The sequence below is a fragment of the Ruegeria sp. H6 genome (genome assembly GCF_056532975.1).
On the sequence record NZ_JBQFOA010000009.1, the window covers coordinates 15,425 to 34,057 of the forward strand.

An 18,633-nucleotide genomic window follows, 5' to 3' on the forward strand; every position below is an offset into this window, starting at 1 on the left:
CCTGGTGGGCAGAGCATTTGAAACCGGGGCGGCATTGTGACCCGGTTTCCTCGCATAAAAACCAGCCGGGGCGTGCGCATCCGCCACCTGGCAAACAGGCTGAACCGGGTGCGCAGGTCAGACCATCATCGCATTTAGTCGGCGGGGTGGGGTCAAATTCTGGCGTGGTACGCTCGCATTCGCCGCGTGCGTTGCAAAAACTCCCGCCGGGACAATCCAGGCGCGAGGTGCATTTGTTGGCCACTTTGGGTGCGCAGCGCGTGCCGCCTGCCACGCAGCGTTCGAACGGTCCACAGGTGCGCCCACCACCGCAATAGGTGTGGCCCAGCGGAATGCATCTGCCGTCAAAGCTGCAGCGTTGTCCGGCAGAACAGCAACTGCGGCCACATTGGATCTGACCAGCTCGGCATTGGCCGTTCCTGTCAAAAGGATTGGCCGCCGAAGGTTGGGGCAGGGTCAGAAGAAAAAGCAGGCCGACCGCAAGGAATCGCATCCATCCAAACATGACGGCACCTATGGTCGGTACCGAAGCGGGCTATGGCAAGGTCTATTCGCTTTCCCTCAGCCCTCAGGTGGGTAAATTGTAGGAATGGAATCGGGGTTGGACTATCACGCTGTGCGCGCACTGCTGGAATGGCAGGTGGAATTGGGGGCAACCGATGCCATCGGGGATGTGCCCATCGACCGCTATGCCCTGCCGGATACCGCACCCAGGGCTAAAAAAACGACAACGCCTGCCGAGGCACCTGCGAAAGCCAAGCCGGTTGACGCGGCTGCTGCTGCTTTGCGGGTGGCAAAAGATGCGGGATCTCTGCCGGAGTTGCGCGCAGCGATGGAGGCGTTTGATCTTTGCGAGCTCAAGCGCGGTGCCAAGCAATTGGTGTTTGCTGACGGGACCCCGGGTGCGCGCGTGATGATCATTGGCGAAGCCCCGGGCCGGGATGAAGACCGTGAAGGCAAACCCTTTGTCGGTCGCGCCGGGCAATTGCTGGACCGGATGCTGGCCGCGATTGATCTGGAGCGCACACAGAACGTCTATATCACCAATGTCCTGCCGTGGCGCCCGCCGCAGAATCGGGATCCCAAACCCGAAGAAATTGGTATGATGAAGCCGTTTCTTGAACGTCACATCGCGCTGGCCAAGCCCGAAGTGCTGGTGGCCATGGGCAATATCAGTTGTCAGGCCGTTTTGGGAAAACGCGGCATCACGCGGCTGCGCGGGAACTGGGATCAGGCGTTGGATCTGCCGGTGATCCCGATGTTCCACCCGGCCTATCTGTTGCGGCAGCCACAGATGAAGCGGCAGGCCTGGGCCGATTTGCTGGAACTGAAGGCCCGGTTGGAGGCCAAATGATGCGCGTTTTGGCCTTTTCCGATCTTCATATGGCGTGCAGCCGCGCTGCTGATCTGGTTGCGGCCAGTGCCGAAGCCGATCTGGTGATCGGAGCCGGAGACTTTTGCAACATGCGGCAAGGGTTGGATGAGGCGATGGATATGCTGTCGGGCATCGCCGCCCCTCTAGTGCTTGTGCCGGGCAATGCCGAAAGTGCGACAGAGCTGACCGAGGCCGCCCCGGAGGGAGTGCATGTGTTGCACGGTGCGGGCATGAATATTGACGGCCTGCACCTGTTCGGCCTGGGGTACGGTGTACCTCCGACGCCCTTTGGCGACTGGTCTTGTGACCTGACCGAGAGCGCTGCGGCGGAAATGCTGGGCCGCTGCGACAGTGCAGATATTCTGATCCTGCACTCTCCGCCGAAAGGATACGGGGATCAGACCTCACACGGTCAGTCGGTTGGTTCTGTCGCCATCCGCGATGCAATCGAACGGATACGGCCCCGGCTTGCCATTTACGGCCATATCCACGACAGCTGGGGATATCGCGGCAGTCTGGGGCCGACGCAATTGGCCAATCTGGGGCCGAAACCAAGCTGGTTCGAGGTGGGGCCATGATCGAAACCGCAACGCTTTTGGCTTTCATTCCGGCGGCACTTGTTCTTGGGCTGACGCCCGGCGCAGATATGATGTTCTGTTTCGGCCAAGGCCTGCGGTCTGGCCCTCGCCCCGCCATCGCGGCCAGTGCAGGCGTGTCGGCTGGCCTGATGATCCACGTCTTTCTGGCCGGGCTTGGACTTGGGGCAGCCGTTGCAACCTTGCCGTGGCTGTTCGACGTGATCCGCTGGGTCGGGGTGGGCTATCTGCTGTTTCTGGCCTGGGGTGCCTTTCGCAACGGTGCTGTTGCCCCGGATGCTCCGGCAGCGCCCGTGCACCGTGCCTTTCGTGACGGAGTGTTGGTCAACCTGACCAACCCCAAGGTCATCCTGTTCGTGCTGGCCTTTATCCCCCAGTTCGTCGATCCCAAGGCAGGCTCGGTGCTGTTGCAGTTCCTGACCTTTGGCGTGATCATCGCGGTTGGCGGCTTTGTGGTGAACGGGTTTGTTGGTCTGTTTGCAGGCGGCGCCGGGCGCATTCTGGTGGGCAACCCGCGCGCCTCTCGTATTCTGGGCTGGATCACGGGCGGCATCTTTGCCGCGCTGGCGGTTCGGCTTGCCATTCTGGAAAGGGCCTGATGTCGCATGTCACGTATTGACGAAGCCGTTGAATTCATCCCCGTCCGCATCGCTGTTCTGACAGTTTCGGACACCCGGACGCTGGACGAAGACCGCTCGGGCCAAACCCTGGTGGACCGGATTGAAAAGGCAGGGCACATTCTGGCGGATCGCAAGATCGTCCCGGATGAGCGGAACGAGATCGCCTCGCTGTTGCGCCTCTGGGTGGCGGACCCCGGTATCGATGTCGTGATCTCGACCGGCGGCACCGGGTTGACGGGCCGGGACGTGACGGTCGAAGCACACAGAGATGTGTACGAAAAAGAGATCGATGCTTTTGGCACCGTCTTTACCATCGTGTCGATGCAAAAGATCGGCACATCGGCGGTGCAGTCCCGCGCCACCGGTGGCGTGGCCGGGGGCACTTATATGTTTGCCCTGCCAGGCAGCCCCGGGGCCTGCAAAGACGCCTGGGATGCCATTTTGGAAAAACAGCTCGATTTTCGGCACCGTCCCTGCAATTTCGTGGAAATATTGCCCAGATTGGACGAACATCTGCGACGGAAGTAGACTGGTCGCGCGTTAAACAGTTCATAACCGCTTTGTGGCTTGGCATTTTTCGCCGGGCCACTACCATTTGCGGCAGGCAGTTATTTGCGACCGGAGTTGAGTGATACATGCGATTTCTGAGGCAAAGCCTTGTGGGTGTGTTCCTGACGTTTCTGACGTTGGGTCTGCTGCTGGTGGCTGCTCAGTTGATCACCGGGGCCGTTCAAGAGGCATTGGACCGTGACACAAAGCCCCCGGCTGCGCGTGAACGGGTGTTTGCCGTCAGCGTCCGCACCGCCGAGCCTGAAACGATCGCGCCCTATCTTGAGGCCTTTGGTCAGGTGCAAAGCCGCCGTCGGCTTGAACTGCGCGCCGCGTTGGGTGGGCGCGTCATTTCCCTTGCGGATGACTTCGAAGACGGCGGCACGGTTTCAGCGGATGAGCTTTTGGTCGAACTTGACCCCGCCGACGCGCAATCCGCGCTGGACCGCGCCAAATCTGATCTGCTGGATGCACAGTTCGAGGAACGCGACGCCGAACGGTCCTTGTTGTTGGCGCAGGACGAATTGAAATCAGCCGAGGCGCAGGTGGAACTGCGTGAACGGGCTTTGCAGCGGCAGCGCGATTTGCAGGAACGCGGTGTGGGTGCGGCGGCAAGCGTGGAAGAGGCCGAACTTGCCTCCACTTCTGCACAACAGGCTGTCTTGTCCAGCCGGATCAACCTGGCGCAGGCGGAATCGCGGGTGGATCAGGCGACAACCCTGCTGTCCCGGGCGCGTATCGCGCTGGAGGGGGCCGAGCGGGACCTTGAGGACATGACCATCCGCGCCCGTTTCGCCGGAACTCTGACCGAGGTTACACTGGTCGAAGGTCGCCTTGTTGCGGCCAACGAAAAATTGGCTGAACTGGTTGATCCGCATGCGCTGGAAGTGGCCTTCCGCGTCTCGACCGCGCAATATGTGCGAATGCTGGATGACGCGGGCGAGCTGATCGACGCACCAGTCACCGTGTCGCTGGAAGTCACCGGAACCGACCTTGTCGCAACCGGCCGGATCAGCCGCGACAGTGGTTCTGCGGGTGAGGGGCAGACCGGGCGATTGGTCTATGCCCGCCTCGACGATGCACCGGGGTTCAAGCCGGGCGATTTCGTAACCGTTTCCATCGAAGAACAGCCCCTGGACAATGTGGTACGCCTGCCGTCGTCGGTTCTGGATTCGTCTGGCAACGTGCTGGTACTGGGCACAGATGATCGATTGGAACCGCTGCCGGTTCAACTGGTGCGCCGTCAGGGGGATGAGGTTCTGCTGCGCGGCGATGGTCTGGCGGGGCGCGAAGTGGTCATTGGCCGCACGCCGCTTTTGGGTTCAGGCGTTCGGGTGCGGCCCATTCGGGTTGAGGCCAGTGCCGAGGTGGAACCGGATCTGGTTGAACTGACTGATGAAGAGCGCGCCCGTCTCGTGGCGCAGGTCGAAGCCAGCGACCGCATGCCTGATGCCGTCAAGGCGCGGTTGCTGGGGCAGCTTGGGGAACAAAGCGTCCCGGCCTCACTGGTGCGCCGAATTGAAACGCGGACCGGGGGCTAGGGGCGATGATCCGCGAAATCCCGGCCTCTGCGGGTGGTATCCTCAGCTATTTCACCCGTCACCGGACCGTGGCCAACCTGCTGTTGCTTGTCATGCTGGTTCTGGGCGCCGCGGCGATCCCGAACATGCGCGCGCAATTCTTCCCGGATGTCGTGTTGGAGCGGGTCGATGTGAACGTCCAATGGGACGGGGCAGGCCCCGAGGATGTCGACAACGGCATTGTCCAACTGCTGGAACCGGCTTTGTTGGCGGTCGAGGGCGTGGCCAGCACGCAATCGACCTCGCGCGAAGGCTCTGCCCGCATCCGGCTGGAGTTTGAGCCCAACTGGGACATGTCGCGCGCTGTGGAAGAGGTCAGAACAGCCGTTGACGGGGTCAGTAACCTGCCAGACGACGCCGAAGAGCCCACGATACAACGCGGTGCCTGGCGCGACCGCGTGACCGATGTGGTGATAACCGGCCCGATCGAGGCCGAGCAACTGGCAAAGTTCACAGATGACTTGATCAGCCGCCTTTTCGCGGCAGGGGTGACGCGTACAACCATCCGGGGCCTCGCCGCCCCTCGGATTGTGATCGAAGTGCCCTCGGTCCAGCTGATCGCAAATGACATCTCATTGTCCGAAGTGGCACAGGCGATTGCAGCAGAAGCGACGGCAAGCCCGGCGGGCGATGTGACCGGTGCAAATGCGCGTATCCGGACGGGGGCTGAAAAGCGCACCCCGGAAGAGATCGAAGGCATCCCCCTGCGTACATTTGCCGACGGATCGAAACTGGTGATCGGCGATGTCGCCCAGATCCGCGTCGAAGGGGTCACACGCAATCGCAGCTATTTCGTGGGGGACAACCCCGCCATGTCCGTGCGGGTGGATCGCTCGAACCTGGGCGACGCGATTGGCATTCAGCACACGGTCGAAGATGTGGTTGCGGAAATGCAGGCCGGCCTGCCCGAAGGGGTCACGGTCGAGCTAATCCGAACCCGAGCGCAGGCCATCACGGACCGTCTGGATATTCTGGTCGATAACGGTCTGCTTGGGCTGGGGCTGGTGGTTTGCCTGTTGTTCCTGTTCCTGAACGCCCGCATCGCCCTGTGGGTTGCGCTGGGCATTCCGGTGGCGATGTCAGCGGCGATTGCATTCATGTATATCGGCGGATTGTCGATCAATATGGTTTCGCTTTTTGGTCTGATCATCACGCTTGGGATCGTCGTGGACGACGCCATTGTGGTTGGCGAGCACGCAGATTTTCGCGCGCGGCGTCTGGGCGAGGCCCCGGTTGTGGCCGCAGAAAATGCCGCGCGACGTATGGCAATGCCGGTCTTTGCCGCAACGCTGACCACAGTCATTGCGTTTTTCGGCCTGACGCTGGTGGGCGGTCGGTTCGGAGAGCTGATCCGCGATATTCCGTTTACGGTAATTGCCGTCCTCATCGCGTCTTTGATCGAGTGTTTCCTCATACTGCCCAACCACATGGCCCATGCCATTGCGCATTCGGCCAAGGAACATTGGTACGATCTGCCCAACCGGGTGGTGAACCGCGGGTTTCGCTGGGTGCGCGACAACCTGTTCCGCCCCCTGATCGCCTGGGTTGTCACCGCGCGATATGTCGTTGTGGCGATGATGATCGCCGTTCTTGCCAGCCAAGCGGCGCTGTTCATCAAGGGGGACGTGAACTGGCGATTCTTCAACGCGCCCGAGCGGGGCTCGGTCACCGGCAATTTCATCATGGTCGAAGGTGCCACGCGCGCTGATACGTTGGAAATGATGCGCATGGTCCAGCGCGCCACCGAAGAGCTGGGCGAGATTTACGAAGAACGCCACGGCCGCAATCCCATCGACTATGTTCTGGCCGAAGTTGGCGGCTCTGCCGGGTTCGGGTTGGCCGCGGCGGACGGCAAGGATGATGACCTTCTGGGCGGCATTTCCATCGAACTGATCGATGCCGATCTGCGACCCTATTCCAGTTTCGAATTTGTGGGCGAGCTTCAGGATTTCGTGCCGCGCCATCCCAAAGTCGAATTGCTCAGCTTCCGCGGTTGGCGGTCGGGGCCGGGTGGTGATGCGATTGATGTTCAATTCTACGGTGCTGACGTGAACACACTTAAGGCGGCGTCCGAAGATTTGCAGACCGCGCTGTCCAAATACTCTGAGGTGTCGGCGCTGGAAGACAATCTGGCTTATGACAAGGAAGAATTCATTCTGGATCTGACCGCGCAGGGTGAGGCGCTGGGCTTTCGGATCGAAACTCTGGGCCGGGTGCTGCGTGATCGCCTGAACGGGATCGAGGCTGCGACCTTCCCCGATGGTCCCCGCAGTGCCGAGATCCGGGTCGAGTTGCCCGAAGGCGAGCTGACTGCGGATTTCCTGGAACGCACTCTGATGCGCACGCCAGATGGTGTTTATGTGCCCCTGGCCGATATCGTCTCGGTCGAGCGCAAGTCGGGCTTTTCCACCGTGCGGCGCGAGAATGGTCTGCGGGTCATCACTGTGAACGGCGATATCTCGGAAGACGACCCTGTGCAGGCTGCCGAGATCGGGCGCGCCATGCGCGAAGATATCCTGCCCGAGATCGCGGCCGAGCGTCAGGTCGAATGGCGCATGGCGGGCTTGAGCGAACAGGAAGACGAGTTCCTGGCCGAGGCCGGGTCCGGTCTGATCCTGTGCCTCACCGGTATCTATCTGGTCCTGGCCTGGGTATTTGCCAGCTGGACACGACCGCTGGTTGTCATGTCGATCATCCCGTTTGGCTTGGTCGGGGCCATCTGGGGGCATTACATCTGGGATGTGCCGCTGAGCATGTTTACCGTGGTTGGCCTGTTGGGGATGACCGGGATCATCATCAATGACTCGATTGTGCTGGTCACGACAATTGACGGTTACCAGAAGGAACGCGGGCTTGTGCCTTCCATTGTCGAAGGCACAGCCGACAGGCTGCGGCCCGTGATGCTGACCACGCTGACCACGGTTCTGGGACTGACGCCCTTGCTCTATGAGGGCTCGCAACAGGCGCAGTTCCTCAAGCCGACCGTGATCACGCTGGTCTATGGTCTTGGGTTCGGAATGCTGCTGGTGTTGCTGCTGGTGCCGGCCTTGCTGGCCATTCTGAACGATGTATCTCGCCCGATGACAGCGATGCGCCGGGCGATGCGCGCGCCGGATCGTGCGGTGCGGGGTATTGTCACCAGCATGACTGCTGTTTTGACCCTGTGGCTTGCGATTTCAATGATCTGGCCCGCGCTGATGGGCGCGCCCATCGGGTTCTTGTCAGGCCTGTATCCGGGCGCGGATGGTCTTGGTGCCTTGCAGATGGGGCTGGGGGTGTTTGCCGTCGGTGCCAGCGTCATCCTGCTGATCGGAATGGGTTTGTCCGGATTATTCTATAGCCGCCTTTCGGGCCGCAGCTAGGCCAGCCCGGTGCGCAGAGCGCTGCGCAGCAGGTCCGGCACCCGGTCGCTCATCGCCAAATCGCCCTGTAAAACCCGATCAACCGGGAACCAGCGGGCGTCTTCTGCGTCGTCCGCTGCAATCGGGGTGCCGGATCGATATCGGCAGGCGACCCCAACAAGCAGGAAATGCGTCTGTACCTGACCCGTTTCGTCGCGCAGCAGTAGGTCCAGATTGTCCAGATAGGCCAAGGGTTCTGCCATGACGCCGGTTTCTTCCAGCAATTCCCGCGCGGCAGCCTGCAGCACGGTTTCGCCCCATTCGACATGCCCGCCGGGAAAGCCCCAAAGTCCCGCGTCGGGCTGTTTGCGACGTTGCACCAGCAAAACCTGATCCTGATGGACAAGCACGGCCAGCGCACCGATCTTGGGCATCCGGCTCATGCCATCAGCCTGCGGTACACCCGATTATGTCGACGGCGTGTTTTGCCCCAAGGACAGTGATCCGCACTTCGGACCGGTCCAGCGCAAAGGGCTGCCCGGAGGCATTGACCACTTCGGACCGGGCGATCAAGGTATCGCCCTGTCGTTCCGTCTGGGGCTGCGACGCCCACAGCATTGGGTTGCCAGGTTCGATCACTGCAACCTCGGACCCACCGGCCGAGGGCATGGTGATGCGGGCCTCAATCTGCATCCCGTCCGACGTGGGGGACAGGTGGCAAGCTGCACGAGACACACCGGCCTCGCGCGCCGAATAGGGGCGCTGGGCCAGAGCGGCGGCAATCTGGGGGTTGCGATCTGCATCCGCGCGCAACGTGTGGTCAATGTCCAGCCGGCCGGGCACGCAGACATCCTTGCAGACACCCAGATCCATCTCGCCGCGCAGCCGCACGGGCTTTGCCGGGTTCTTTGGCGTGATTTCGACAGGCAGGACCAGCTCGTTCTCGTATCCGATCGAGCGCAACCCGTTCTGGTCAATCACACTCGGCGCGGGCCATGTGATCGAGACATCCTGAACATTGCCCGAACCCTTCCAGGTGAATTGCGGTGGGATACCCGCGTCGCCGGGCGCGCGCCAATAGGTCTTCCATCCGTCCTTCAGTGTCAGGCGTAACGCCCCCTGAACGGTGCCATTGGCGGTTTTGCCACCCTCCAGAACCTCAAGCTGCACAAGCTGATCCAGGCCCTGCGCAAAGGCAGGGGTACTGAGACAAAAGGTTGCGGCCAAAGCCGCCGCTGCGGGTTTCCAAACTGTGGTCATGGCCTATAAATGCGCGCCGCGGGCGCAATTGCCAAGTCACGTTCGGGTCAGAAAGATGAAATCTGCGAGAATCCGGGCTGATCTCTTGCAAATCCCCGCCTCAGGGGGCCATTGTTAGACGGACCCCGAGGAATGAGTCTCGCCCATATGGATCTGACAGGCAAACTGCTGATTGCGATGCCCGGCATGGGCGATCCGCGTTTCGAACACTCGGTCGTCTATATTTGCAGCCATGCAGATGACGGTGCGATGGGTCTGATCATCAACAAACCCTCGGACCTGCGCATCAAGGCCCTGCTGGAACAGCTCAACATTGCCTGCTCTGTCCCGGTTGTCGGAGAGCGGCTGGTGCATTTTGGCGGACCGGTCGAGATGTCGCGCGGATTTGTGCTGCATTCGTCGGATTACGAGGCGAACCTGCATTCGATGCATATCAGTTCGGATTTCAGCATGACGGCGACGCTGGATGTGCTTGAGGATCTGGCCTCGGGGCGGGGGCCGCTGAATTCGATGGTCGCGTTGGGCTATTCCGGCTGGGGACCGGGCCAGCTTGAGGATGAGATCGCCATGAATGGCTGGCTGACCACCGATGCAAACGCGAAGCTCGTCTATGATCTGCCTGATGATGAGAAATGGGAGGCCGCCCTGGCCACGTTGGGCGTTGACCCGCTGACCCTGTCGGCCAGCGCAGGCCGCGCCTAGGGTCTGGGCGCTGCGGCCCGGCGCAGACGATCATTGATCGCCACCCCAAGGCCCGAATTCGGGATCGGCGTCACTGCTATCGGGCGGCCGGACCCGTCCAGTTGGTGCAAGGCCGCAAAAAGGTTAGCGGCGGCCTCGGTCAGGTTGCCATCCGCCGACAGGTTCAGATCACATTCCACCGGACCAAAGCCCAGCAGGATCTCTTCACCCTGACGCGCATCTGCGTTCAGCCGCACTGGGGCATCGGGGGCATAGTGGGATTGCAACTGACCCGGCGCGGTTAACAGATCCCCGGCCTGATGAATGTGTAATTCTGCGCCTAGAACCCGTTCGATGTCTTCCAAGGCAACTCCACCGGGGCGCAGCAATATGGGGTCTTCGGCCAGTCCAACGATCGTGGATTCCAACCCAACGCCGCATGGGCCGTCATCCAGAATGGCCGCAATCTTGCCGTCCAGACCCGCGGCAACGTGGTCAGCCGTGGTGGGACTGATCCGTCCCGAGGGGTTGGCCGACGGTGCGGCGACTGGGCCATCCACCGCTTGCAGCAGGGCGCGTGCCGTGGGGTGGGCCGGGACACGCACGGCCAGAGTGTCCAGCCCCGCCGTGACCAGTGACGATACGCCATGGTCGGGTCGCAGTGGCAGCACAAGTGTCAGGGGGCCGGGCCAGAACGCAGAGGCCAGCTGTTCAGCCTGATCAGACCACTCTACAAAGCGCCGGGCCGCGTCGGCCGAGGCGACATGCGCGATCAGCGGGTTGAAGCTGGGCCGCCCCTTGGCCGCATAGATCGCCGCCACGGCCTCACCATTCCGGGCGTCGCCGCCCAGCCCATAGACCGTCTCGGTCGGGAAGGCGACCAGCTGACCCTGCCGGATCAGATCAGCGGCCTGCGCCAGCCCCGCCTGGTCAGGCGTCAGATATTCGGTGTGATATGGGATCATGGGTCGTGACGCGGCGTTTTGGTTGATTGCAGCACAGGGACGGGTAGGTAATCGTGCCAAGCCAGACAAATACCGGCGTGGCTGATGGAATCCAAGCCCGCACGTGAACAACTCCGAGGGGAACCATGCCTTTTCGCGCTCCAATCTCTGACTATCAGTTCTTGCTGGATAATGTGATCGGCTATGGCCAGATCGCCGAGACCGAGAAATTCTCTGAGGCAAGCTCGGACGTGGCCACGGCCATTCTGTCTGAGGCAGGCAAACTGTGCGAAGAGGTCATGGCCCCGCTGCAGCGTCCCGGTGATCTGGAACATCCGCATCTGGAGAACGGCGTGTTGCGCACGTCGCCCGGATATGCCGAAGGCTGGAAGGCCATCGCCGAAGGCGGCTGGATCGGGATGAGCGGTGATCCGGAATATGGCGGCATGGGCCTGCCCATGACCCTGACGACAGCCGTGAACGAGATGATGAGCGCGGCCTGCCTGTCACTACAGCTTGCGCCGTTGATGACCCAGGGCCAGATCGAAGCGCTGGAACATCATGCGAGCGATGCGCTGAAAGAACTCTATCTGCCTAAGATGATGGCGGGTGAATGGTCGGGCACCATGAACCTGACCGAGCCGCAAGCGGGTTCAGATGTGGGTGCGCTGACCTCAAAGGCCGAACCGAACGGGGATGGCACATACGCTGTCACTGGTCAGAAGATCTATATCTCATGGGGTGACAACGACTTTACCGAAAACGTCTGCCATCTGGTTCTGGCGCGCCTGCCGGATGGAGTGCCGGGGACCAAGGGGATCTCGCTGTTTCTGGTGCCGAAATACATCCCCGACGAGAACGGCAATCCAGGCGTTGCCAATGATCTGAAAGTTGTATCACTGGAGCACAAGATGGGCCTGCATGGCTCACCCACCTGTGTGATGCAGTATGACGGGGCCAAGGGCTGGCTTGTCGGCCCAGAACATCGCGGCATGGCGGCCATGTTCACCATGATGAACAACGCGCGGCTTGGTGTTGGCGGGCAGGGTGTCGGCGCGGCCGAAGGGGCCTATCAACACGCGCTGGCCTATGCGTTGGAGCGCAAACAGGGCAAGACGCCCTCGGGCACCATTATCGACCATGCCGATGTACGCCGGATGCTGATGGACATGCGCGCGGATGTCTTTGCGTCCCGCGCGATCCTGCTGGCCAACGCCGCAGCCATCGACATGGCGCAGGCGACCGGAGATGCCGATTGGACCGCGCGCGCGGCGCTGCTGACTCCGATCTGCAAAGCGTTCGGAACCTATACCGGGATGCGCGTGTCTGAGACGGGTGTTCAAGTGCATGGCGGCATGGGATTCATCGAGGAAACCGGCGCCGCGCAGTATTACCGCGATGTCCGCGTTACCGCGATCTATGAGGGCACCAATGGCATTCAGGCGATGGACCTTGTTGCGCGCAAGATGATGGACGGGGGCGATGCCGCCTCGCGCCTGTTGGACGAGATCGAAGATCAGGCCGAACGCGCCCGCGCCACGCTGCCCGATCTTGCCGGTCCGGTTTGGGAGGCGACAGAGTCGCTGCGCGAAGCGACCGAGTGGTTGGTTGCCCAGTCACAGATGGCTGACCGGTTCGCCGGAGCGTCGGCCTATCTTGGTGCGTTTGCGCGGGTGCTGGGCGGGCACTACCATTTGTCAGCCGCTTTGGCTGATCCCGATGGACCGCGCGCCAAGCTTGCGCGCTATTACATCAACGCTATGTTGCCGGAACATGTCGGCTTGTTGGCACAGGCTCAAAAAGGCGCGGATGATCTTTTTGCGCTGAGCATTGAGGAAATGGCGGTCTGATGGACGGAGATACACAGCTCACCCTGCGCTACCCGTGGTCCGAGCCACCCGCTCCGGGCGAATGGTTGGAAATTGCCCAAGGTGTGCTGTGGATTCGCCTGCCGCTGCCGATGGCACTGGATCACGTAAATGTCTATGCGCTGGATGACGGCGACGGGTGGACCATAGTCGACACAGGCATGTCGTCGAAAAAGACATGTGCCATGTGGGAAACCGTGATGGCAGGCGCTTTGGGCGGGAAACCCGTTCGGCGCGTGGTGGTGACCCATCACCACCCCGATCACGTGGGCAATGCGGGCTGGTTCCAGTCGAAACATGGCGCCGAACTGGTGACCACGCGCACCGCATGGCTGTTTGCCCGGATGCTGACGCTGGACGTGCAGGAAAACTGGCCCGAAGAGACGCTGAATTACTACCGCAGCGCAGGTATGGCCGAGGACGTCTATTCCAAGCGGAAGGCCGAGCGGCCTTTTAACTTTGCCGACGTTGTTTACCCGATGCCGCTGGGCTTTACCCGGGTCAAACAGGGCGATGTGATCCGCATGGGCGGGCGCGACTGGGACGTGCATATCGGCAACGGCCACGCGCCGGAACATGCCACATTCTGGAGCCGCGATGACAATCTGGTTCTCAGCGGGGATCAGATCCTCAGCTCGATCAGTTCGAACCTAGGGGTCTACGCAACGGAACCGATGGCGGACCCTGTTGCGGATTGGCTTGAATCCTGTGAACGCTTGCAGCCTTTGGCGCGGCCAGATCAATTGGTACTGGGTGGGCATAAATTGCCGTTCACCGGGTTGCCCGTCCGAATGCGCCAGTTGATCGACAACCACCATGGTGCTTTGGATCGCCTGCTGAGCGATCTGGATCAGCCAAGAACGGCGGCTGAGTGTTTCAACGCCCTGTTCAAACGCCCGATCAAAGCCGGCGAATACGGGCTGGCGCTGGTCGAAGCTGTTGCACACCTCAATCATCTCTACCACATTGATGCTGTCACCCGGACGCGCCGCGCGGACGGGGCCTGGGAATTTCAGCGCAAAGGGTAGAGCCATGCAGGATGAGATTGAAACGTCAGCCGAGGCCGCAGAAGCCGCAGCATTGCCGCGTTGCTATGAGGTTCATGCCAATCCAAATGCGGAATCCGGGTCAAAGACGCTGCCCGAACCGCTGAAAAAGCCGGTCGAAAGCAAAAGCCCGGCGCAATGGGCCTATGAACGTCTGATCCTCTATATCCAGAATTTCGAAAAGACGCTGGATGGTGATCACGAGGTTGCCATGGGGTTCACTGGCGGTGATGCCGGGGTAATGCGGATCGAAGGCATGGGCTATTTTGATCCCGATGTTATCACTTTTTATGGCTCGGACGGGTCAGGGGCCAGAACGCAGCTGGTGCAGCATGTCAGCCAGCTGAACGTGATGCTGCGCGCCCTGCCGAAATCGGTCGAGGATAAACCGGCCAATCGTATCGGATTCCGGCTGGCGGCGGATCTGCAGGAAAGCTGACACTCCGACTTGCAATTCACGCAATCGCGGCCTTGAATGAGTGCGTCATTCAGGAGGGTCGCGCGTGACCAATTTCTCAAGCGTAACAAAAGCCTATGCCGGGGCATGGGCACGTCGCCGGGTGTTTGTTCCGATCTATATCGCTGTGCGGCTGCTGCTGATCGCCCTGATTGCACCGGGTGTGGCGGTTGCGGTGAACTTCGCGGTTTCGCTGTCCAACCAGACCGCGCTGACCGATCAGGATATCGCTATGTTCCTCCTGTCCCCGGCAGGGTTTATCGCGACAGTTGTGGTGCTGAGCCTGTTTCTGCTGGCCGAGGTGTTCGTCTTTTCCGTCATGGCGGGGTCGTTGCGCATGGGGGAAAGTGATCCATGGCGGGCGGGCAGTTCCTCGATCGCTTTGATCCTGTCGCGCCTGCCAGCGCTTTTTGGCTTTGCGGTGCGGTTGATCCTGCGTGTGCTGGCGTTGGCTTTGCCCTTTGTCGCCGTGGCCGGGGTGATCGCTTGGTGGACGCTGACGGAATATGACATCAACTATTATCTGACCTTTCACCCGCCGGCCTTTTGGGTCGCGGTCGCGTTGATCGGTCTGGTTGTCGCTGCAATGGCCTGGGTCCTGATCCGCAGGCTGTCAGCTTGGGCCTTGGGCCTGCATCTTGTGCTGTTTGAGAATTGCACGCCTTCGAATGCATTCACCGAAAGCGCCGAGCGGATGCAGGGCAAGCGCGGCCAGCTTAAGGTGGAACTTGTCCTCTGGCTTGTCGCGCGTTTTGCGATTGCTGCGGTTATTGCGACCATCGCAGGTATTATGTTCGCCCTGGTGCCCTTGCAGGATGGGGTAAACCTGAAATTCGCGCTGATGCTCAGCCTGATTGTCGCCGGGCTTTGGTCGCTGGCCGGGCTGGTTCTGGCGGCCATTGCGTTGGGCGCGTTGGCTGTATTGCTGGACGGCTTCTTTGAACCCAGGACCGATGCAGTTCCGCATCCTGAACCGGGCAATCTCAGAACGCCTGCCTTGGTCACCGTTGCCGTCGCTATTGGCGCAGTCATCTTTGGCCTGTGGTCCGGGCAAGCCTTGCTGGAACGGGTTCAGGCCCCGGATCGGGCCGAGGTGATCGGCCATCGCGGGGCCGCGGCTTTGCGGCCCGAAAACACAATGGCTTCGGTCCTGAAGGCCATCGAGGATGGTGCCGATTGGGTCGAGATCGATGTGCAGGAAACGGCTGATGGCGTCGTCATCATTGCCCATGACAGCGACTTCATGAAGCTCGCCGGTGTCCCGACCAAGGTCTGGGACGCCACGATGGACGATGTGGCGGCCATCGACATAGGCAGCTGGTTCGATCCTGAATACGCTGATGAACGTGCCCCCACGCTGCACGATGTTCTGCGTGCGGCCAAGGGCAAGGCCAAGGTCATTATCGAGCTCAAGTATTATGGCCACGATGTCGAACTGGAAAATCGCGTCGCCGGTATCGTGGAAGAGCTTGAGATGCAGGATGATATCGCCACGATGTCCCTGAAATATCCGGCGGTGCAAAAGATGAAGGAACTGCGCCCCGAGTGGCGCGCCGGGGTGCTGGCGGCCACGGCCGTAGGCGATCTGTCCGGGCTCGACGGTGATTTTGTTGCGGTCAACGCAGCCACGGTTTCCCCAGGTTTGGTGCGGCAAGTGCAGGACGCCGGGAAAGACATCTATGTCTGGACAGTGAACGATCCGTTGCAAATGTCGGCTTTGGCCTCAATGGGCGTGGACGGGTTGATCACTGACCGCCCTGCCATGGCCAACGAAGTGTTGCGCGTGCGGGCCGAGATGGGGCCGGGTGAACGCATCCTGCTGTGGCTGGCCACCACTTTTGGCTTGTCCGTCGACACTCAAGAGATGCGCGATGAAAGCCCATAGTTGCGCGCTTGTTCTTGTCGGTTTGGCGTACCCTGTTGCAGCGCAAGACCTGATGCGCAATGTCGAAATGCCCGCACATCGCGCTTTGATTGAAATTCGCGATCAATCGGATCTAGAGCCGTTTGAAACCGACGGATGTTCAGGCGGGTTATCCTCAAGCTGGCGCCTGGTTGCAGATACGTTCCCGAAATTTGGCGCGTTTTACGAGGCGCACCCGCCTTGGGAATATTGCTGCGTCTCGCATGACCGCGCCTATCACAATGCCGGAGGGGCCTTGCGCGCCGAAGACAGCTTTGACGCGCGCCTGTCTGCCGATGAAACCTTGCGCGCCTGTGTAAAAGACCATGGTGAGGCGCATGCCGACGAATACGCCATCCGATATGACATGACCCCGGATCAGATCCGCTCGGTCCATTCCATCACGGGCGAAGCGATGTATCTGGCCGTCCGCTTTGGTGGCGGACCCTGCAGCGGTTTGCCCTGGCGTTGGGGCTATGGCTATCCGGGCTGTTCGATCTTTGCGCCCCCTGCGCGCGAATGACGTCGTGACAGGCCCGGATAATTCGATTATCCATCCCTGCAAACACGCGAATTGGGAATCTTTCGATATGGCTGAACACAAACACGGCGAGATGGACATCACCGTTCAAACCAAAACTTTTGACGGTTTCATCAAATTTACAACTTGGTTCGTTGTTGCTGTCGCGCTCTTTTGCGTGTTTCTGGCGGTCTTTGCGTCTTAATCCGGATCGGGGGCATCCGTGTTCAGGATATTGATTGCCTGCCTGTTGGCAGCAACAGTGGCAGGCTGCGCCGGTTCAACGCGCCCGCAAGCCGATCAGTCCGAGATTGTGGCGCGCTCCTACCGTGACCCGGGGCCGTCGACGCTGACGCTTTATACGATGATCAACACGCGCACCGGATCAGGGGCGCACACGTCGCTGATGATCGGGGGCAGTGAACGGGTTATCTTTGATCCCGCAGGTTCGTTCCGCGCCGATGTTGTGCCGATTCGCGATGACGTGCTGTATGGCATCACGCCTGCGGTGGAACGCGCCTATCGCAGTTCGCACGCCCGCGAAACGCATTATGCACTGGTGCAAACGATCGAGGTCAGCCCGCAGCAGGCCGAAATCGCGCTGCAACTGGCCAAGCAATCCGGCCCCGTCGCAGGCGCATATTGTGCAAATTCGACATCACGCATTTTGCAGCAGGTACCCGGGTTCGAGCAGATCGATGTCACGTTTTTCCCGGTCAAACTGTCCGAACAATTCGGCCAGATCCCCGGTGTGACGACCACGGAATACCGGGAAAACGACGATGCCGATCTGCAAAAAGGTCTGGCGGCCAACAATGCCCGCCTCAATCAATTGGACACGGCGCTAGCCAACTAGGTACAGCAAACCATAAAGCGTGGCCGCGCCGGAAAAGATCGCGGCCAGCACGTTCTTTGTCACCACTCCGACCCCCAGCGCAACAGCAGCTGCGGCCATGCGCGGCATGTCCGGTTGTCCTTCGGTGGCGGCTGGCCAGACAACAAGCGGAGCGATCAACGCCGGAATGATCGCCACTGCGGTATAGCGCAGGTGGCGCAGCAGCCATGGTGGCATGGGGCGATCCCCCACGATGCCGATGAACGTAAATCGCAGCACATAACTGCCGATGGCCAGACCCAGGATTATTATCCAAATGGTGGTTGGAGTAAGCTCGTTCATGACGCTCTCCGCGCAAGCATGAGTTCCGCCTGTGCCCCGGCCATCATCCCCGCGGCCCCGGCGATAAGCAGGCCCAGATTAAACGGCACGGCCACGGTCAGAAAAGCGACGATGATGGCAACCAGTGCCGCAACCACATGTGCCATGGTCCGCATCATAGGTCCGATCATTGCAAGGAAAGTGATCGGCAGCGCAAAATCCAGCGCCCAGCTTTCGGGTATCTGCGCCCCCAGAACCGCTCCGAGATAGGTTCCCAAAATCCACAGCGGAGTGATGGGTGAGACGGAGCCCACAAAATACCGGACCCGCTGGGGCACTGTCATTTCCGGCTCTTTCTCGAACTGAACGATAGAACAGGCATAGGATTGATCCACGATCAGATACGCTGCAAAGGCGCGTTGCCACAGGGGCGCTCCACCCAGATAAGGCGTCAGCGAGGCGGAATACATCGCAACCCGCAGATTCACCGCTAGGGCCGAGATCAGGACAATAAGGGTCGGCGTGCCCTCGCCCAGCAATTGCAGCGCGGTAAACTGCGCCGCCCCGGCAAAAACGGTTGCACTAAAGGAAAGGGTCTGCACCACATCCAAACCGGCCTCGGTGGCAAAAACGCCAAACAGCAGACCAAAGGGCATAGCCACAAAGACAAACGGGGTTCCGTCCCGAAAACCCTTCCAGAAGTATGATTTGGATGTGGAGCTTGCCATGGCTAAATC

19 protein-coding genes are annotated in these 18,633 nt (G+C 60.7%); 14 read left to right on the forward strand and 5 right to left on the reverse strand.

Annotated elements, in window-relative coordinates:
• The first annotated feature begins 589 nt into the window (after positions 1 to 589).
• From ACR0AG_RS14945 to ACR0AG_RS14970, 6 genes are all read left to right on the forward strand, one after another.
• Positions 590 to 1,354: a uracil-DNA glycosylase gene (locus ACR0AG_RS14945; RefSeq protein WP_480840278.1), complete on the forward strand. Its 765-nt coding sequence runs from the start codon at positions 590 to 592 to the stop codon at positions 1,352 to 1,354.
• Positions 1,354 to 1,953 (forward strand): metallophosphoesterase family protein, encoded by a 600-nt coding sequence (locus ACR0AG_RS14950; RefSeq protein ID WP_480840280.1) that lies wholly within the window; start codon positions 1,354 to 1,356, stop codon positions 1,951 to 1,953. The genes ACR0AG_RS14945 and ACR0AG_RS14950 overlap by 1 nt, the downstream gene beginning before the upstream one ends.
• The gene (locus ACR0AG_RS14955) at positions 1,950 to 2,570 is read left to right on the forward strand and encodes a LysE family translocator (protein WP_480840282.1); all 621 of its coding nucleotides are present in this window, start codon (positions 1,950 to 1,952) and stop codon (positions 2,568 to 2,570) included. The genes ACR0AG_RS14950 and ACR0AG_RS14955 overlap by 4 nt, the downstream gene beginning before the upstream one ends.
• Before the next feature lie 6 nt (positions 2,571 to 2,576).
• Positions 2,577 to 3,119 carry a molybdenum cofactor biosynthesis protein B gene (moaB, locus tag ACR0AG_RS14960; protein ID WP_480840284.1) on the forward strand — a complete coding sequence of 181 codons (543 nt, stop codon included), beginning with the start codon at positions 2,577 to 2,579 and terminating at the stop codon, positions 3,117 to 3,119.
• A 107-nt stretch (positions 3,120 to 3,226) separates the two neighbouring features.
• Positions 3,227 to 4,681 carry an efflux RND transporter periplasmic adaptor subunit gene (locus ACR0AG_RS14965; RefSeq protein ID WP_480840286.1) on the forward strand — a complete coding sequence of 485 codons (1,455 nt, stop codon included), beginning with the start codon at positions 3,227 to 3,229 and terminating at the stop codon, positions 4,679 to 4,681.
• Between the two features lie 5 nt (positions 4,682 to 4,686).
• Positions 4,687 to 8,082 (forward strand): efflux RND transporter permease subunit, encoded by a 3,396-nt coding sequence (locus ACR0AG_RS14970; RefSeq protein WP_480840288.1) that lies wholly within the window; start codon positions 4,687 to 4,689, stop codon positions 8,080 to 8,082.
• On the opposite strand, the gene ACR0AG_RS14975 is transcribed toward ACR0AG_RS14970, so the two are convergent.
• Both ACR0AG_RS14975 and ACR0AG_RS14980 read right to left on the reverse strand, forming a co-directional pair.
• Positions 8,079 to 8,504, reverse strand: a complete 426-nt coding sequence (locus ACR0AG_RS14975) for an NUDIX hydrolase (RefSeq protein WP_480840290.1) — start codon at positions 8,502 to 8,504, stop codon at positions 8,079 to 8,081. The two genes, ACR0AG_RS14970 and ACR0AG_RS14975, sit on opposite strands and share 4 nt — an antisense overlap.
• Before the next feature lie 4 nt (positions 8,505 to 8,508).
• Entirely contained in the window at positions 8,509 to 9,321 is an 813-nt protein-coding gene (locus ACR0AG_RS14980) for a protein-disulfide reductase DsbD domain-containing protein (protein ID WP_480840292.1), read from the reverse strand.
• Positions 9,322 to 9,468: 147 nt separating this feature from the next.
• Between ACR0AG_RS14980 and ACR0AG_RS14985 the strand changes: the two genes are divergently transcribed.
• A complete protein-coding gene (locus tag ACR0AG_RS14985; protein WP_480840576.1) occupies positions 9,469 to 10,023 on the forward strand; it encodes a YqgE/AlgH family protein in 555 nt (184 codons plus the stop codon).
• Here ACR0AG_RS14985 and ACR0AG_RS14990 read toward each other — a convergent pair.
• On the reverse strand, positions 10,020 to 10,967 hold the full coding sequence (locus ACR0AG_RS14990) for an L-threonylcarbamoyladenylate synthase (protein ID WP_480840294.1): 948 nt from the start codon (positions 10,965 to 10,967) through the stop codon (positions 10,020 to 10,022). The genes ACR0AG_RS14985 and ACR0AG_RS14990 overlap by 4 nt on opposite strands.
• Positions 10,968 to 11,092: 125 nt before the next feature.
• Between ACR0AG_RS14990 and ACR0AG_RS14995 the strand changes: the two genes are divergently transcribed.
• The 7 genes from ACR0AG_RS14995 to ACR0AG_RS15025 all read left to right on the forward strand — a co-directional run bounded on the left by ACR0AG_RS14995 (position 11,093) and on the right by ACR0AG_RS15025 (position 17,596).
• Positions 11,093 to 12,796, forward strand: coding sequence for an acyl-CoA dehydrogenase family protein (locus ACR0AG_RS14995; RefSeq protein ID WP_480840296.1), 1,704 nt, complete (start codon positions 11,093 to 11,095; stop codon positions 12,794 to 12,796).
• Complete coding sequence (locus tag ACR0AG_RS15000) at positions 12,796 to 13,842, forward strand: MBL fold metallo-hydrolase (protein WP_480840298.1); 1,047 nt, start codon at positions 12,796 to 12,798, stop codon at positions 13,840 to 13,842. The genes ACR0AG_RS14995 and ACR0AG_RS15000 overlap by 1 nt, the downstream gene beginning before the upstream one ends.
• 4 nt (positions 13,843 to 13,846) lie before the next feature.
• The gene (locus tag ACR0AG_RS15005) at positions 13,847 to 14,299 is read left to right on the forward strand and encodes a DUF6173 family protein (protein WP_480840300.1); all 453 of its coding nucleotides are present in this window, start codon (positions 13,847 to 13,849) and stop codon (positions 14,297 to 14,299) included.
• A 64-nt stretch (positions 14,300 to 14,363) separates the two neighbouring features.
• Complete coding sequence (locus ACR0AG_RS15010; protein WP_480840302.1) at positions 14,364 to 16,202, forward strand: glycerophosphodiester phosphodiesterase family protein; 1,839 nt, start codon at positions 14,364 to 14,366, stop codon at positions 16,200 to 16,202.
• Positions 16,189 to 16,743, forward strand: a complete 555-nt coding sequence (locus tag ACR0AG_RS15015; protein ID WP_480840304.1) for a hypothetical protein — start codon at positions 16,189 to 16,191, stop codon at positions 16,741 to 16,743. Before ACR0AG_RS15010 ends, ACR0AG_RS15015 begins: the two co-directional genes overlap by 14 nt.
• Before the next feature lie 67 nt (positions 16,744 to 16,810).
• Positions 16,811 to 16,945 (forward strand): aa3-type cytochrome c oxidase subunit IV, encoded by a 135-nt coding sequence (locus tag ACR0AG_RS15020; protein ID WP_480840307.1) that lies wholly within the window; start codon positions 16,811 to 16,813, stop codon positions 16,943 to 16,945.
• Between the two features lie 18 nt (positions 16,946 to 16,963).
• Positions 16,964 to 17,596, forward strand: a complete 633-nt coding sequence (locus ACR0AG_RS15025; protein ID WP_480840308.1) for a hypothetical protein — start codon at positions 16,964 to 16,966, stop codon at positions 17,594 to 17,596.
• Here the strand turns inward: ACR0AG_RS15025 and ACR0AG_RS15030 are convergent.
• Together ACR0AG_RS15030 and ACR0AG_RS15035 are read right to left on the reverse strand one after the other, a co-directional pair.
• Positions 17,585 to 17,917: an AzlD domain-containing protein gene (locus ACR0AG_RS15030; RefSeq protein WP_480840310.1), complete on the reverse strand. Its 333-nt coding sequence runs from the start codon at positions 17,915 to 17,917 to the stop codon at positions 17,585 to 17,587. The two genes, ACR0AG_RS15025 and ACR0AG_RS15030, sit on opposite strands and share 12 nt — an antisense overlap.
• Entirely contained in the window at positions 17,914 to 18,624 is a 711-nt protein-coding gene (locus ACR0AG_RS15035; protein WP_480840312.1) for an AzlC family ABC transporter permease, read from the reverse strand. The genes ACR0AG_RS15030 and ACR0AG_RS15035 overlap by 4 nt, the downstream gene beginning before the upstream one ends.
• Between the last annotated feature and the right edge of the window lie 9 nt (positions 18,625 to 18,633).

Bases quoted from the DNA above. Each gene is read 5' to 3' on its own strand.
- ACR0AG_RS14945 (WP_480840278.1), top strand. From the start codon at position 590: ATGGAATCGGGGTTGGACTATCACGCTGTGCGCGCACTGCTGGAATGG.
- ACR0AG_RS14950 (WP_480840280.1), top strand. From the start codon at position 1,354: ATGCGCGTTTTGGCCTTTTCCGATCTTCATATGGCGTGCAGCCGCGCT.
- ACR0AG_RS14955 (WP_480840282.1), top strand. From the start codon at position 1,950: ATGATCGAAACCGCAACGCTTTTGGCTTTCATTCCGGCGGCACTTGTT.
- moaB (WP_480840284.1), top strand. From the start codon at position 2,577: ATGTCACGTATTGACGAAGCCGTTGAATTCATCCCCGTCCGCATCGCT.
- ACR0AG_RS14965 (WP_480840286.1), top strand. From the start codon at position 3,227: ATGCGATTTCTGAGGCAAAGCCTTGTGGGTGTGTTCCTGACGTTTCTG.
- ACR0AG_RS14970 (WP_480840288.1), top strand. From the start codon at position 4,687: ATGATCCGCGAAATCCCGGCCTCTGCGGGTGGTATCCTCAGCTATTTC.
- ACR0AG_RS14975 (WP_480840290.1), bottom strand. From the start codon at position 8,504: ATGAGCCGGATGCCCAAGATCGGTGCGCTGGCCGTGCTTGTCCATCAG.
- ACR0AG_RS14980 (WP_480840292.1), bottom strand. From the start codon at position 9,321: ATGACCACAGTTTGGAAACCCGCAGCGGCGGCTTTGGCCGCAACCTTT.
- ACR0AG_RS14985 (WP_480840576.1), top strand. From the start codon at position 9,469: ATGGATCTGACAGGCAAACTGCTGATTGCGATGCCCGGCATGGGCGAT.
- ACR0AG_RS14990 (WP_480840294.1), bottom strand. From the start codon at position 10,967: ATGATCCCATATCACACCGAATATCTGACGCCTGACCAGGCGGGGCTG.
- ACR0AG_RS14995 (WP_480840296.1), top strand. From the start codon at position 11,093: ATGCCTTTTCGCGCTCCAATCTCTGACTATCAGTTCTTGCTGGATAAT.
- ACR0AG_RS15000 (WP_480840298.1), top strand. From the start codon at position 12,796: ATGGACGGAGATACACAGCTCACCCTGCGCTACCCGTGGTCCGAGCCA.
- ACR0AG_RS15005 (WP_480840300.1), top strand. From the start codon at position 13,847: ATGCAGGATGAGATTGAAACGTCAGCCGAGGCCGCAGAAGCCGCAGCA.
- ACR0AG_RS15015 (WP_480840304.1), top strand. From the start codon at position 16,189: ATGAAAGCCCATAGTTGCGCGCTTGTTCTTGTCGGTTTGGCGTACCCT.
- ACR0AG_RS15020 (WP_480840307.1), top strand. From the start codon at position 16,811: ATGGCTGAACACAAACACGGCGAGATGGACATCACCGTTCAAACCAAA.
- ACR0AG_RS15030 (WP_480840310.1), bottom strand. From the start codon at position 17,917: ATGAACGAGCTTACTCCAACCACCATTTGGATAATAATCCTGGGTCTG.
- ACR0AG_RS15035 (WP_480840312.1), bottom strand. From the start codon at position 18,624: ATGGCAAGCTCCACATCCAAATCATACTTCTGGAAGGGTTTTCGGGAC.